Source organism: Brevundimonas sp. MEB006b (assembly GCF_030209705.1).
Taxonomy (GTDB): Bacteria; Pseudomonadota; Alphaproteobacteria; order Caulobacterales; family Caulobacteraceae; genus Brevundimonas.
Genome location: NZ_JARVRL010000005.1, coordinates 326,834 through 341,247, shown reverse-complemented (window position 1 = coordinate 341,247; position 14,414 = coordinate 326,834). Strand labels below are relative to the sequence as shown.

Annotated in this window: 12 protein-coding genes; 7 read left to right on the top strand and 5 right to left on the bottom strand. The window is 60.3% G+C overall.

Translation table 11 applies throughout. The features are described from left to right. Positions 1 to 133 precede the first annotated feature (133 nt). Positions 134 to 1,471: an NAD(P)/FAD-dependent oxidoreductase gene (locus QRN13_RS08000; RefSeq protein ID WP_284877508.1), complete on the top strand. Its 1,338-nt coding sequence runs from the start codon at positions 134 to 136 to the stop codon at positions 1,469 to 1,471. Further along, a complete protein-coding gene (locus tag QRN13_RS07995; protein ID WP_284877507.1) occupies positions 1,468 to 2,262 on the top strand; it encodes a DUF1365 domain-containing protein in 795 nt (264 codons plus the stop codon). Before QRN13_RS08000 ends, QRN13_RS07995 begins: the two co-directional genes overlap by 4 nt. Before the next feature lie 599 nt (positions 2,263 to 2,861). Here QRN13_RS07995 and QRN13_RS14670 read toward each other — a convergent pair. The 3 genes from QRN13_RS14670 to QRN13_RS07985 are packed head-to-tail and all read right to left on the bottom strand — an operon-like array spanning position 2,862 to position 5,928. Then, positions 2,862 to 3,926 (bottom strand): TniQ family protein, encoded by a 1,065-nt coding sequence (locus QRN13_RS14670; RefSeq protein ID WP_350224843.1) that lies wholly within the window; start codon positions 3,924 to 3,926, stop codon positions 2,862 to 2,864. 2 nt (positions 3,927 to 3,928) lie between these two features. After that, on the bottom strand, positions 3,929 to 4,822 hold the full coding sequence (locus tag QRN13_RS07990) for a TniB family NTP-binding protein (protein ID WP_284877506.1): 894 nt from the start codon (positions 4,820 to 4,822) through the stop codon (positions 3,929 to 3,931). Further along, positions 4,816 to 5,928, bottom strand: a complete 1,113-nt coding sequence (locus QRN13_RS07985) for a TnsB C-terminal domain-containing protein (protein ID WP_350224842.1) — start codon at positions 5,926 to 5,928, stop codon at positions 4,816 to 4,818. Before QRN13_RS07985 ends, QRN13_RS07990 begins: the two co-directional genes overlap by 7 nt. Before the next feature lie 1,213 nt (positions 5,929 to 7,141). Between QRN13_RS07985 and QRN13_RS07980 the strand changes: the two genes are divergently transcribed. Genes QRN13_RS07980 through QRN13_RS07965 form a run of 4 tightly spaced genes read left to right on the top strand, consistent with a single transcriptional unit; the run spans position 7,142 to position 10,309 of the window. Continuing rightward, a complete protein-coding gene (locus QRN13_RS07980) occupies positions 7,142 to 8,107 on the top strand; it encodes a CBASS oligonucleotide cyclase (RefSeq protein ID WP_284877505.1) in 966 nt (321 codons plus the stop codon). A gap of 5 nt (positions 8,108 to 8,112) precedes the next feature. Then, positions 8,113 to 8,628 (top strand): HORMA-1 domain-containing protein, encoded by a 516-nt coding sequence (locus tag QRN13_RS07975; protein WP_284877504.1) that lies wholly within the window; start codon positions 8,113 to 8,115, stop codon positions 8,626 to 8,628. Next, entirely contained in the window at positions 8,628 to 9,566 is a 939-nt protein-coding gene (locus tag QRN13_RS07970) for an AAA family ATPase (protein ID WP_284877748.1), read from the top strand. Before QRN13_RS07975 ends, QRN13_RS07970 begins: the two co-directional genes overlap by 1 nt. Further along, positions 9,563 to 10,309: a DUF6602 domain-containing protein gene (locus QRN13_RS07965; protein ID WP_284877503.1), complete on the top strand. Its 747-nt coding sequence runs from the start codon at positions 9,563 to 9,565 to the stop codon at positions 10,307 to 10,309. The genes QRN13_RS07970 and QRN13_RS07965 overlap by 4 nt, the downstream gene beginning before the upstream one ends. 31 nt (positions 10,310 to 10,340) lie before the next feature. Here the strand turns inward: QRN13_RS07965 and QRN13_RS07960 are convergent, their stop codons facing one another. Beyond that, positions 10,341 to 12,467, bottom strand: coding sequence for a CHAT domain-containing protein (locus tag QRN13_RS07960; RefSeq protein WP_284877502.1), 2,127 nt, complete (start codon positions 12,465 to 12,467; stop codon positions 10,341 to 10,343). Positions 12,468 to 12,631: 164 nt separating this feature from the next. Beyond that, positions 12,632 to 13,528 carry a 3'-5' exonuclease gene (locus QRN13_RS07955; RefSeq protein ID WP_284877747.1) on the bottom strand — a complete coding sequence of 299 codons (897 nt, stop codon included), beginning with the start codon at positions 13,526 to 13,528 and terminating at the stop codon, positions 12,632 to 12,634. A 250-nt stretch (positions 13,529 to 13,778) separates the two neighbouring features. Between QRN13_RS07955 and QRN13_RS07950 the strand changes: the two genes are divergently transcribed. Then, entirely contained in the window at positions 13,779 to 14,333 is a 555-nt protein-coding gene (locus QRN13_RS07950; RefSeq protein WP_284877746.1) for a recombinase family protein, read from the top strand. Positions 14,334 to 14,414 lie beyond the last annotated feature (81 nt).

Below are 14,414 nucleotides of genomic sequence, written 5' to 3'. Positions count from 1 at the left end.
TAACGGCTCGGCATGCATGAACACTAATACGCTCAGCGGAAATGTCTGGATCAATCGCGATCCGAACATGACGGCGACCCGTAATCCGTTCATGCCCTAGCGATTGCGCTGCGGTGTCTCTTTCGGAGTTTTCATGCCCCTGTCGTCCGCGACGCCCTCTGCCGAACGTCAAAAGATCGCTGTGGTCGGATCTGGCGTCGCCGCCCTGTCTTCGGCCTGGCTTCTGTCGAAACGTCATGACGTGACGCTTTACGAAAAGGGCGACCGCCTGGGCGGGCATTCGAATACGGTGATGGCCAGCGTGCCTTCCGGCGAGATCGCGGTCGACACCGGCTTCATCTGCTTTAACGACGCGACCTATCCCAATCTGATCGCCCTGTTTGAGCATTTGGGGATCGCGACACGTGCGACGGATATGTCGTTTGCTGTCTCGCTGGATAACGGACAGTTCGAATATGCCGCGCCAGGCTTGTTTGCTCAGCGTCGCAATGCCCTGCGTCCTCGCTTCTGGTCGATGCTGAGCGAAATCCTGCGCTTTTATCGCGACGCGCCAAAGGATTTGGCTGTGATGTCCGATTCCTCGCTGACGCTTGGCGATTACCTGAAGCGGGAGGGGTTCAGTGAGGCGTTCCGCGACGATCACCTGTTACCTATGGCCGCCGCGATCTGGTCATCGCCGGCGCACACGCTGATGGACTATCCGGCCGAGTCCTTCATCCGCTTCTGCGGCAATCACGGCCTGTTGAAACTGGTGGGGCGGCCGCTGTGGCGCACCGTCGAGGGTGGCAGCCGCGTCTATGTCGAACATCTCGCTCGTGGCATCCAGGACATTCGGCTGGACCACGGCGTCACTTCCGTGCGGCGTAGCGACCATGGCGTCTTCGTTCACGACAGCCAAGGAGGGGTCGAGTGCTACGACCAGGTCGTGATCGGGTCCCACGCCGATCAGGCTCTGGCGATGCTGGCCGAACCAACGGCGCGCGAGAAGGCGCTGCTCGGCGCTTTCCGGTACAGCCGAAATCTGACCGTCCTGCATACTGACACCGGCCTGATGCCGCATCGCCGTCGCGCCTGGGCCAGTTGGAACTATATCGGCGCGGACGACGGCCTCTGCGTCACCTATTGGATGAACCGTCTGCAAGGTCTGCCGGGCGACAACCTCTTCGTCACCCTGAATCCGCCGCGTCCGCCGCGCGCCGACACGATTTTGCGTAGCGAACTCTACGAGCATCCCATCTTCGATCCCGCCGCCATACAGGCTCAGAAGCAGTTGTGGAGCCTGCAAGGGCAGGGAGGCGTCTGGTTCTGCGGGGCCCACTTCGGTGCGGGCTTCCACGAGGACGGCTTGCAATCGGGGCTTGCGGTTGCGGAGCAGCTTGGCGGCGTGCGTCGCCCTTGGTCCGTCGCCAACGAAAGCGGGCGCATTCATTTGACAACGCCGATGGGTGCGCAGCTGGAACGTGCCGCATGACATTCAGCTCGGCCCTTTATCGCGGCCGGGTCATGCACCGACGCCTTCGCCCCAAGATCCATAAGCTGAACTATCGCGTCTTCTGGCTCCTGCTCGACCTGTCGGAAATCGATGATGTGGACGCGCGCCTGCGCCTGTTTTCGCGCAATCGATTCAATCTGTTGTCATTTCATGACAAGGATTACGGAGACGGTTCTGGCGCGCTGCGTCCTCAGGTGGATGCGTGGATGGCTCAAGCCGGCATCGACTTAAAGGGCGGAACTGTCCGCCTGTTAACCATGCCACGCGTCCTCGGATACGTTTTCAACCCGATCAGCATCTACTATTGCCATTGGCCCGACGGACGGTTGGCCGCCATGGTGTACGAGGTGACCAGCACCTTCGGCATCCGCCACGCCTATGTCATTCCGATCCCGATCGAAGATCAGGCCGCAGGCGTCATTCGCCAAGGCGCGGCCAAGGCGCTCTATGTGTCGCCATTCATGGGCATGGATATGGATTACCAGTTCCGTGGCCATACACCGGGCGATCGCCTCGACATGACTATCGATGGGCTAGATGCCGAAGACGTTTTGATCACGGCTGCTATGGCGGCAAAGCGAGAACGGTTGGAGGATCGCAGCGTCGCCGCTGCGACAGCAGCGATCCCGCTGATGACGTTCAAGGTGGTCGCGGCGATCCACTGGGAGGCGCTGAAGCTGTGGGTCAAAGGCGTCGGTCTGACACGGCAGCCTAGACCGGCAGACAAGCCAGTGACCATTCAACGCCAAGCTCAAGAGAGCCGGCTGTAACCCAAAGTAGCAAGATCGTTTTATCGTCTAAGATATATTATGTGAAGGCCGGTCAAGTTCAAAAGTGTTGTAGGGTTAGTGTCAGTGTTCCACGTGCTTAAGACTCCCCGCCGAATGGGCGCTTTAGTTCGAAGTCCGTTGGATTCGCGTTCAAGGTTCGCTGGACTGAGCGGCTAAGCTGCCTCCGCGTTCATGCTGTCCAAGACGTGGCTGACAGCTGTGAACACCAGCTCATTTGGGGTAACCCGACGGTCAAGCGCCGCGTCTCGAACAGTGTGAGCGAACCGGATAGGTACATTGACGCTGATGTGCACAGCGTCGTTCTCAATCGCAAAAAGGTGCCTGTAGGTTGCCATATGATCCCGGATAAACGCCTCTACAGTCTCCACGTAAAAATCTGCAGCCTTCAAACCGTGGCTGGCAGCCAGAGCTTTCATTGCTTCATGCATCGGCCTAGGCAGACGAAGACTCATCGAACGATATCCGCTTTCCTCCACGGAGTGCGCGTCGCCTGAGGTCCTCACTTTTGCTCCCTTTTGCAGCCGGCTCCGGCAGATTCGCAAACCCGGGCTCGGTCGTCCAGAGAGGCTGATTATATACTATTGTATATAAAGCGCGACCGACGCAGCCGCAGCAGCGCGATTAACTAAGGGCGCGGGCCAGCTCCTAATCCGCCGCTCCATCTCCGCCAAATGGCGCTCGTGGGCATAGGCGAATAGCACTACTAGGGGGTCGGACGAAGCAAGCCGGCCGAGCGGCCCACGTGCTCGTTCCTGGCCGATCCGACCGTAAGCAAGTTCAGCGTGCACATTCGCTTGGCGACCATCGAACAGATGCACAAACCGAGACGGGTCAATGAGGATACGGGCGCAGGTTTCTAAAAGACGACGCTGCCAGAAGGCACCGATTAGCGGGTAGGCTCCCGGTGCAAATTCTAACGCGTGGACTGCTGGTATCCAGTCCCCATCGGCAAACTTATGGATGAGACGCTCGCGGCCTCCCCGCGCCTGCTTAAGAAGCAAATCGGACAAATCCACCAAGACATCGCGTACAGAACGCCAACATGGACCTACACACCAATTGTCTGGAAAAGGCGCGCCCCGAAGTGCCGAGCAAATATCATTTTCAAGACATCCCCCCAGCACTGAAATTGAACCTTTTCCCTCCACGCTTCGCTGACCGCCACGCCAAAATGGATTTGTGACTTGATCGACGTCACGAGTGAAGCGGACTTTGTGGTCACGGCGGCCGGCTAAGAAGACGGGGACTAATTCAGCCGCAGAGAACTCAACGAGGGCGGTTCGGTGTTTTTCACAAGTAACGCGCCATGAAAGGCGCCAGGCATTGCGCAGGTAATGGTCGCGCCCCCCCGCTGCATCATCGGCCAAACAGGCGGCACACCCCTTACCGATTCCAGATCCGTCATCCGGCGGAACGCGCAAATCGCCAACGGAAACATTTGGCCATTCGCTGATCCACATAGCGGTCAGCCTTTCTAGCTGCGGTGATGGAGCGCCGGCTCTTTGCATGGCCTTGAGGACTGCTGGTGGAAGGTGGGTTCCGCCGGCCCGGATCGCATTGTGAGCCAACGATGGATTCAGGCGCCTTCTGACAGACCATCGCAGCACAATCGAGGTTAGCGCTTCGTCAGGGTATGCAAGCATTGTCAGACAAACGGCCGTCGGGTTCGTCTTCCCGCTCTCGATCCAGCGTGCCTCAATGCGGCGAGACTATTGCTGAGCTCACTGGATTTGAGAATTTTTTCAGTGATTTGTTCATCGCCGGACAGCACCGCCTGCGCGCTTGCCTCCTGCACCACGTACGACGCTCGACCAACATATCCGCCGCTCAGCTCATACGCGCTCTCTAGCATGCCGATAGTCCAGTGAGTTGCGTGTCGAAGTGGCATGGCTCCGGTTAGAAGTTCAACGAACTCTCGAAACTCTGGCGGGGCGAGTGGTCTGAGCTCGAAGGTTTCAAAACGATTTTCAAGCTGCTCATCGCCTTGCAAAGCCGTCATCGCTGCCGCCGTCCCGAAGCCAAGGAGAGCCATTCGATGCACATTGCAAAGTCTGCGTATTGCGTTGAGGCAGACGTTGCCTCGAGCGCCGACATAAGCGTTTAGGTTGCCCGCCTCATCCAAGATCATGACGTCGGGACGAAGCTCATCAAGAAACGCAGAAACCGCTTTCAACAGCGTACGGACGTTGCCGCTAGGCACATATTGATGTCCGGCCTGCAGTATGGCCTCGTAGAAGCGAGCTTCGTCAGCTTCGACCGGTGCCTCAACCGTTAGGACTTCCGGTGCCGACGCCAATCCGGGGAGAAAAGTTTTCTGAGATATTTCTCGCAGAAGCTTCACTTTTAGCGCCGTCTTGCCAGCGTTGGGGACACCCCAGAATAGCAAGGCCTTTGGCCGCAAGCGACCTGCGGTGGCTACGGTGAGGCGAGCGCGAACCAGGGCTTCATCGCTCACAGGATTTGAGGCCCATCGATCTTTCAGAATGAGGGTAACTCGTGACCAAGGGTCCTGGTGCGGGGCCAAAGTATCGGTCACCACTCTTCGACCTCCCTCTGTCGCAATGGGCGCGACGCCGAGGCGAAATCGAGAGCCAATGGCGGGGTTTCGATGGTGGAAACCACAGCTTCCGCAGCCTCAATAGCGCGATGGCTGCTCTCGTTGCGACGTCTGGCTCGACGGGTCGCCTTTGCCTCGGCCTCCACAAGCTCCTGCATCTGTTCACGCAGATAATGGATGTCATCTTCGCTCACCGTGGAAGCCGCCTTCGCTCGAAGTTCGGCAGAAGCGAGCTCGTGCTCTCTCAGCGTGAAAGGGGCCCTTCTTCGATATAGGTGAGCCCTCTCCCATCCGGTCGGACCCAAGACCCAGATGTAGGACATATCACGTGGGTCGAAGCGGAGTTCGACCGATCCCGCTCCTTTGCGAATTAGCGGTCCGAACCAAGGAGCCCAGTATCGCAGGCCTTTGAACTGAATGCCCGTGCGGCTGATCTTTCTTTTCGAGCCAGGCAGGAAAGCCAGCAGCACATCTTCTGCATAGCTTGGCGGCACCGCTCGCGGCTTGAAACCTCTTTCAACTGCTTCGTCCCATCGCGATTGAGGTGTGAAGCCGTCGATTCCGCGGTGTGGGGAGCGATGATAACGACTGATCTGAAGCAGGACCCACGTTTCGAAAGCATCGAGCGTCATGACAGCGCGGCGGTCGCTATCATACTCGCCGCGTCGATCGACGTTAGAGAAGGTGGTACCGGGTACGAGGTGCAACTCGCCCATCAGTGTACCAATAAAACGTTCGATAAGCGCACCATACCGCGGTTGGCGGACGGGCCGGAAGTGTTGGACTATACCGTATGTGTCTAGTCCACGCCGAATAGCGAGTGATCTGAAGTCCATGCCGTTGTCCGAGTGAACGACCGATGGAAAACCGTTGCAGGGCCAAGGCCAATCCTGACCAATGGATTCCAGAAGGGCGTCCTTGGGCATGAACGACCTCAGAAGAGCCATCGAAGTCTGGATGATTGATGGAGCGCCCAGGCTCACGTAGGAACCGACGCACATCCGCGTGTAGGCGTCGATGACTAGGGTGATCGTAGGCCGCCCGATCGGTAGCCTGTAACGCCTGTCCACGAGGATGACATCGGCCAAGGTGTGATCGATGAGCCAAATATGATTGGGGGCAGTCGCTTCCATGCCTCCGGGACGAGGCGCGGCTCGTTCGGCAGCATTCTCCCCTTCCCTTGTGCGTAACCGTGTGAACAGGTCGATCGCCTGTATGCGCGCGTGAATGGCTTTACGACCCGGAAGAGCCAAGCCCTGCGCCCGACACTTTGCCCTGATCTCTAAGACTACGGCCGATTCCTTGGGCTTTTGCACCGAGCAATATGAGCGTTTCAATACCTCTGAGATTACTGTCTCAACACGGGGATCGAGCAAGCTCCTGCCGGCCTCCGGTCCTGGCGCATGTGGCAGGATAGCCGTAGGACGAGGATCGGTCGCTAGAAGTCGGAGCAGACGATAGGCATTGGACGTCGAAATGCCCAGAATCTGGGCAGCTCGATCAACATCTGCGCGTCTTCTCCTATCCTGCTGCGCTAACGGAGCGAGAACCTCTGTTTGGCGAACTGCCTTGTCCCATTCAGTGTTTGATGCCTCGGCGCGGTTCATCCGTCGGGCCATGAGAAGACTCGCCGATAATTAGATATGTGGATATCAGCAGACGAATCCCTGGCGCTGTCAACTCGGATCACAAACTACTCGTAGTGGTGAGCCTTAGCGCAAGTAGCCCACATGGGCAGTTCACAAAGAACAGGCCTCCGCCTCAGCGCTTCTGATCACGTCTGGCGGCAGCAATCACTGCGACATTGTAGCCACGCGGAACTAGGCCAGCCCACCATGATGGGGAGCAGTGAACGGTAGACCACAACATCTGGACAAACGCCTCGACCCAACTCACGAATCGGCGCAAATCTGCGGACGGGTTAACAGGACGTGAAATACGTCTTCCTGAGCGCTGCGACTCGGTCTAGGTCATGAGTCTGCGGTCGGAGCTGGGCTGTTCCAAAACCGTCCGATGTCGAACTATTTTCTGGCTCGACGGCTGCGGCCGCTGCGCCGGAACCAGTAGCCGTCCCCGTGTTGATGGCCGCGCCAGCGGACTGAGGGGGTGAAGAGAGGCGGCCGTCGACTTGGCGGTCCAGAAAGCCGCCCCTCTTGCGTACCGACTCGCGAAGGGTCGGCGGTGCGACTTTTGCGCATCGTCGACGTCAGCACAACCGTGCTGCCACCCCCAAGGTCCTGAAACGAGCCCTAGTGCCGGAGCGGCGCACGCGGCGTCGCGCGTTTCAGGATGGAGGGGCGTTTGGCCCGCACCCACGTTGATCACCAGGATCTGGTCCGGTTCGCCGAAGATCGGGTCAATCTGCCTTCCAACAAGGCGATCGAGTATCGCGCGCAGGCCAACCGGCTCGGCGAGCGCCTTGACTCCTACCTGACGGAACACCCGGATTTCAGCCTGAGGCGGCTCCAGATCGCCGGAAGCCTGGCCAAGGGCACGGCCCTGCGGACCATCAACGACATCGACATGGCGGCCTACATCAGCGGCGCGTCGGCGCCGACGGATACGCGCGCTCTGCTGGACTATCTGGCCGAGCGTCTGCGCAAGGCCTTCCCCAACTTCAGCGCCGATCAGGTCACCCCGAAAACCTATTCGGTCACCGTCTCCTTCCGCGGATCGGGTCTCGACGTCGACGTGGTGCCGATCCTCTACGACGGCGATCCGCAATGGTACGGCGACCTGGTGAGCCAGGATGACGGGTCGCGTCTGAGGACCAGCATTCCGCTGCACTTGGCCTTCACCCGGGCGCGCAAGAAGGCGCAACCCAAACACTACGCCCAGGTCGTTCGCCTGGTGAAGTTCTGGGCCCGCAACATGAAGGCGGAGCGCGACGGCTTCCGATTCAAGAGCTTCATGATCGAGATGGTCGTGGCTCACCTCTGCGACCAGGGGGTGGATCTGTCGGACTACTACGAAGCCCTACAGGCGGTGTTCACCTACATCGCGCGGTCGAACATGCGCGAGAAGATCGTGTTCACCGACTGCTATCCCGCCTCGTCGGTCGGCGTGTTCGCTGAACCGGTCCAGATCATCGATCCGGTAAACGCGCTGAACAATGTGGCCCGCCTCTACACGAGCGCCCAGGCCGACATGATCGTCGATGCGGCCTTGGATGCCGGTGACGCTATCGACGCCGCCCTGCACGCCCCCACCAAACAGGAGACCGTCCGCTATTGGCAGAAGGTCTTCGGCCCCTCGTTCCAGGTCTGACGCCCATGACCTTCGCCACCACCTATACGGAAACCGCCACCTTCACGGTGACCCACGCGCGCCATATCGCGGCCAAGGTCGCGACCGACCTCCGGCGCATCCAACGCTTGTACGGACGGCCCACCGACCAGCAGATCGCGGACTACGAGACCGAGCTGATCGCGATGCTCAAGGGCGGGTACGTTAAACGTGTCATCTACGGCTTCAAGCGCGACGGCGACTATATCGAGCCGACGTTGCGCTACGAGGCCTCGGACCTTAACGGCTCGACGGGCATCGACGATGATCCGGGCAAGATCCGGCCCGGCGCTAACGTGCTGGGTGCCGCCTTCGCCAGCTACATGCACTACACGACCGCCTGGTTCGCCTTGACGTCGACCCAGCAGGCGACGTTCGAGGCCGACCTTCCCTTCTCCAGGTCGAACGCCTCCGAGCCCACGATCTCCGGCTACCTCGCCGCGGACCTTAACTACTCCGCCGGCGGGCGGGCCCTTCAACGCTCGACCCTGAGGAGCTGGTGATGTCAACGAAACCTGGCCTGGACGACCTGTTTGAACCGCGTGTCGTCCTGCCCGACTTCAATGCGCAGGCGCGCCTCGCCCGGCTGGTTGGCCTGGACGATCACAAGGCTCGCCTGACGAAGATGGTCGGCGTCCTCGTCAATCCGGGACGCTTGCAGGACTGGCAACGCCACCATCATCCGCATGCGCAGGGCCTGATCGATGTTGTCGGCCGCCGCCCTCCGCTGGTGGTGCTCGAAGGCGACGTCGGTTCGGGCAAGACCGAGCTGGCCGAAACGATCGGGGACGCGGTGGCCCGTCAGGAGGACATCAACATCACCCTCTACCCGCTCAGCCTCGCCACGCGCGGCCAGGGTCGTGTAGGGGAAATGACCCAACTGCTGTCGGCGGCCTTCGACGCGGTCGCAGCCGACGCGCAGCGTCTCAAGGGTGCGAACGGCCGGGCCCGAGGAGCTGTTTTGATGCTCGTCGATGAGGCTGACGCCCTGGCTCAATCCCGGGAAGCGGCCCAGATGCACCACGAGGACAAGGCCGGCGTGAACGCCTTCATTCGCGGGGTGAACCGGCTCGCGACCGAACAACTGCCCGCCGCCGTCCTCATGTGCACCAATCGTCTCGACGCCTTGGATCCGGCGGTCCGCCGGCGGGCGGCCGATATCCTAACGTTCACTCGCCCGAACGAGGCCCAGCGCCGCCACGCGCTGACGGCCATGTTCGGCGGCTTCGGCTGGCCCGAAAGCCATATCGAAGCGCTGGTCGCCGCCACCGGGGCCCGGCCCGGTTGCCAGGACGGCTTCACCTATTCCGATCTGACGCAGCGGTTGGCCCCGGGGATTATACTCGACGCCTATCCAACGACGGCAATCGATCCCCACCGCGCGCTTGAGATCGCGCGAGCCATGCAGCCGACGCCGCGCTTCAAGGAGGGCGGTGTATGACGGCTGAGCAATCCGACCTCGCTTGGATGCACCAAGCGTTCATCGACGTCCAAACAGAGCTGTCCTTCAAGATTCAGCGCGCCAACAGTTCGATAGGTCACTCCGGCGCCAAGGGCGCTGTCAACGAGGAGCACTGGCTGGAGATCTTTCGCGCCTATTTGCCGAACCGGTACGAGGTCGCCTCCGCCTTCGTCATCGACAGCCTGGGCGGCCGTAGCCACCAGATTGATCTGGTCGTCTATGATCGGCACTACACGCCCACGCTGCTGGACCAGCAAAGCCATCGATACGTCCCGGCCGAGGCCGTCTACGCTGTGTTCGAGTGCAAGCCCCATCTCGACAAGGCCTATCTGCAGTACGCTGGGGAGAAGGCCGCTTCCGTTCGCAGGTTGCACCGCACCTCAGTGGCTATCACCCATGCCGGGGGCGCCTACTCGCCGCGAGCGCCCTTCCCCATCGTGGCCGGCATTCTCACGGCCCGGTCTAGCTGGGCCGATGGCATCGACGACACCTTCATCAATCATCTTCCGACAGAAGCTGACGAATTGCTCGATTGCGGGTGCGCACTGAACGACGGTGCATTCGACCGCTTTGAGGGCGAACTTAAGGTTCGGGGAGCTGACGGGGCTTTGATCCACTTCCTGTTCCGACTGCTGGGCAAGCTGCAGTCGCTTGGAACCGTCACAGCCATAGACTGGAGCGCTTACGCGTCGATCCTCGATGCGACGAAAGAGGAACCCTAGCTGGACTGAATGACGGGAAATCTGAATACCGTCAGGTCAGCAGCGCCGGGCTACCCCATGAGAGGATACTGGAGATTTGTTCTGCTGCCCGGTCGCTTCTCAGGCGGTCCAGTGCGGATGCATTCCGGTCAAGACCTTCAAGATCACGCAGAAGCGTCGCGGGGGTCTTCATGCGGTCGACTGCGGACTTCAAAGCGTCTGCTGGACCCAAGCTGGGGAGGTCCAGTGCGAACGAGCAGCCGAAAGCGAGCGCGGCGAAATAGTCGATAGGCCAAAGATGCCCGACTACCGTCTGAGCAGCTGTCGTCAGGTCGTGTCCGAAGCCAATCCGCGCCAAGCCACCGCGATTCTGCGTGGCAGTCGCGCTGCAGATATTCAGAACAAGCAAACGCCGCCCGTCGTTCGGTTGGACGAAGCCGGAAATTTGTGCGGACGTCAGGACTTCACCCCCCGCGAGGATGAGACCGCTCTCATTCTGACGGAACGGGGATTGGGCTCCGTGACCGATGACCCACAGAAGATCGGCTTCAACGTCCTCATAGAAGGTCTGGAAGGCCTCCGCATCGAGGAGCCCAGCCACGACGTTGACGGTCCAACCCGAACGCTGCGCGACCGCTGTCAAGAAGGACACTTCAGCTTCAGTGGTGTGAGTCTCGCCTGGCCAGACAGAAAGACGGCGGATCTCACGTTGATCTTGCCCGGCTGTCACACTCGCCTCCAGCGGGGCGAGCCAGCCGAGTTGCGACGCCAGCAGCGCCTGCAGAGGGTCCCGATGTGCCGGAAGCACGATAATTGAGCGTGGCCTCCAGCCCTGCGGCAGTGCACCTTCAAGTGCATCCAGACGATAATGGCTCGACATGGCCCGCACGAGTTCATCCGCCATATCGAACGCGGGAGCGCCGATCATCCGATCGTCCAGCCATCTAACCCTATCCCCGTCAGGACCTCGGAAATACTCGTTCAAGGCGGCGGACAAAGCGTCGAGCAGCAGTTGAAGTGTCGCAACCGGCTGCTCTTCACCAACGTGAAGGCGCCCACCCGGCCACAGATAGGCTACGCCGTGGCGATGGGCGGATCCGACGAACAAGACGTTCGCGTCGGGCCGGTCGTGATTGTCGTCGCCATACCAAGCCCAAAGCACATCAACGATATCGTCAACGGTGCCATATTCCGTGAGGTTGAAGATCAGCGGATGGATGATCGACACTCGCGCTTCAAGCGCGAGCGGGGCTTGGTCTGCCGCCTCGCCGGCCCGATACTGGGACACAAGGTTGCGGATCTCGGCGAGGACCTCGGTGCGAGCGGCGGCCCAGCGGTCTAGAGTGTCGAGTGTCACTGAGAGGAACTGTAGTGCCTCGTGCTCGACAAGGACCGGACGAAGCTCGTCGAGAGCCAGTCTTGCCCACTCCTGGTGCGTCCGCCCCGTCCAGCGACTCGCGCTGGTCGTGAACAGCATGGCCACCGTCGCTCTGGCACGAGGAGGGAGGTGATCGAACATTGCGGCGAGAGATTGGACAAGAGGTTCAGCATGTGGATCATCCCGATCTGTCGCCCAGTTGGCGATGGTGACGATGGCGGTCACTCGGTCATCCTCCGGCAGACCCGCGACAAGTTCATCAAGGACATGTGCGATGCAGAAGTCAGCGATATCTGCGCACCACTGGTCCATTCCACCGAGTTTTCTCGCGATCATGAACGCTGCGCTGATCCAGTCGGTCAGGTGAGCGATGCAAAGTTGGTTGGCGTCGGCAGACGCCCCGTCGAATGGAGGCAGCCGGTACTGCCCGCTGTTAGTGCGGGCGTCAAAAACGTGCGTTCGGCTGGCCGACCAGTGCAGCCATGAGTAGCAATCGCCGTTCTGCCCCAAGGCGAGGGTGGTCGCGATCGCAGGACTGGAAACTAGGAATCGAACGGCATCGATCTGAGCGGCGCAGTCACCATCCCCTACTCGCGTCGTCTCGTCGGTCAGGTCGAGTCTCACCAGCTTAGCAAACTCGAGCAAAGCGGCTCGCCCCTGCATCTGAAGTTCGACCATTTTGTCAATCAGGAGCTGAGCGATGGCCGCAGCGGAGCCTCCGGCCCATGCGAAGTTCGCGTCCCACCGAACCAGATCAGGCCAAGCGGCGGCAGTACGGGGAAAGGTTTCGCCGAGCGTCATGGTCTCACTGCAAGTGATGTGGATGGGGCGAAGTAACCGGTGCTATATTTTTCATCGCGCCCTCACCAAAATGACAATAGCTTGCGCGAACGGCAGACACACTTGCTCCTGATCCGGAAACGGACGCTCACTCGTTTATTTCTCTGCATATTCAGAGACTCCTTTCAAACGCGGTCCGAAAATCGATCGTGCGCATCGATCCGGCGCACCAAAAGGTCGATCTCGCGGCGGTAGATCTCCGCCTTGAGGAAGTGAAGTTCAGCCTCTTGTTGGCCGTCAGGGACGTCGATGTACCAAGCTCGCGGAAGTGGTCCAAGATCACCGTTCCAACGGTAGCCGCGTGCTTTTAGAGTATCCTTCAGCTCATAGGGTGAGTGCTCTGCCCAAATCCGCCATGTCGGAACGCGGGCGGCATCTAGGAGCCTACTGAGTCCGGTGACGCGCGATCGCGGAAGCGGTGACGCCAACAGTTCCACGGTCGCCAAGCAGTCGTTCATCGCGCGATGGCGGTCATAAAAGAACCCCGCGGCTTGACCTAGGTCCCCGAGCTTGACGCCTTCGAATCCCTCCGCGGCCCAATCGACCTGGCTGAGCGAACAGGCCCAAGGTTTGGTCGAGAAGACTTGGTCGAAGCGCTCGAGGAAGCGGCGATCGAACGCCGCGTTGTGCGCTATGATGAGCGAAGCTGGAGCGGCAAACCGCGCGACAGCGTTGAAGTCGATAACCTGTCCCTTGACCATAGCATCGGTGATGCCGGTGATCGCTGTGATTTCCGGCGAGATTGGTTCGCTGGGCTCCCGCAGCGCCTGAAAACTTTCGCCGACCATGAACACCGTGCCATCCAGGCCGTAGCTGAACGGCGTCATTGCCAATTCGATGATCTCATGTCGACGCGGATCTAGGCCGGTCGTCTCCACATCGACGACCAAGCCACAGCGCACCGCAACGCCTGGCGGCGGTGTAATGCCGAGGCGAGGCTTGAGGCGGCGAACGACCCGATAGTCGCCTGAAGCCACCAGCGCGTCTGCCATGGCTTCGAGCTGCTCAGCCGAATACGTCATCAAGGTCCTCAGCAGCTTCGTCTTCCACTGCGTCGATATCGACCTCGTCCCCGACACGGGGCGCCAGGCGGATACCCGAACTGGCCAATCACTCAGCGCCGGACTGTTGTATGAAGTCATAAACGACCGTTTTTGACACGCGACACCTGGTGCCTGTCCACTTTGCAGGATTCCTACAGCGCTCGTGTTGCAGTAGTCTGTAGCGAATTCAGCGTCTCATCCGACGCCGCGATAACGGGTTTTGACGCAAATGCTCTTGGGTTACGCGCGAGTCTCAACTGATGAGCAGAATTTGGAGCTCCAGGCGGATGCGTTAAGCGCGGCCGGCTGCGACCGAATATTCTCCGACAAGCTGAGCGGCAGCAGGCTGGACCGTCCTGGGTTGGCCGCCGCTCTATCTCATCTTCGTTCAGGCGATACACTGGTCGTATGGAAGCTCGATCGCCTCGGACGCACGGTGCGCCAGCTCGTTGAGTTTGTCGCCAAGCTGAACCAGGACGGCATAGAGTTTCGAAGCCTGACAGACGGCATCGACACGACCACCCCCGCTGGGAGGTTCTTCTTCCACATGATGGCCGCCCTTGCTGAGATGGAACGCGATCTGACTCGCGAACGGACAATGGCCGGCTTAGCCGCTGCCCGTGCCCGAGGCCGGAAAGGCGGGCGGCCCCCTGCCCTATCGCAGAGACAACTGACGCAAGCGCGACATCTGATGCAGCATCCCGACCAGGCGATGGCTGAGATCGCAGCGACCTTGGGCGTATCCCGCAGCACGTTGTATCGGGCCCTCCGTTCGAAGCCGTGAGGTCCATAACCGATCTTGTCGTCCGCAATGGCTAAGGTCGTTCCGACCGCAAACGAGGCTCAGTCGTGCAGATCTGGTTGC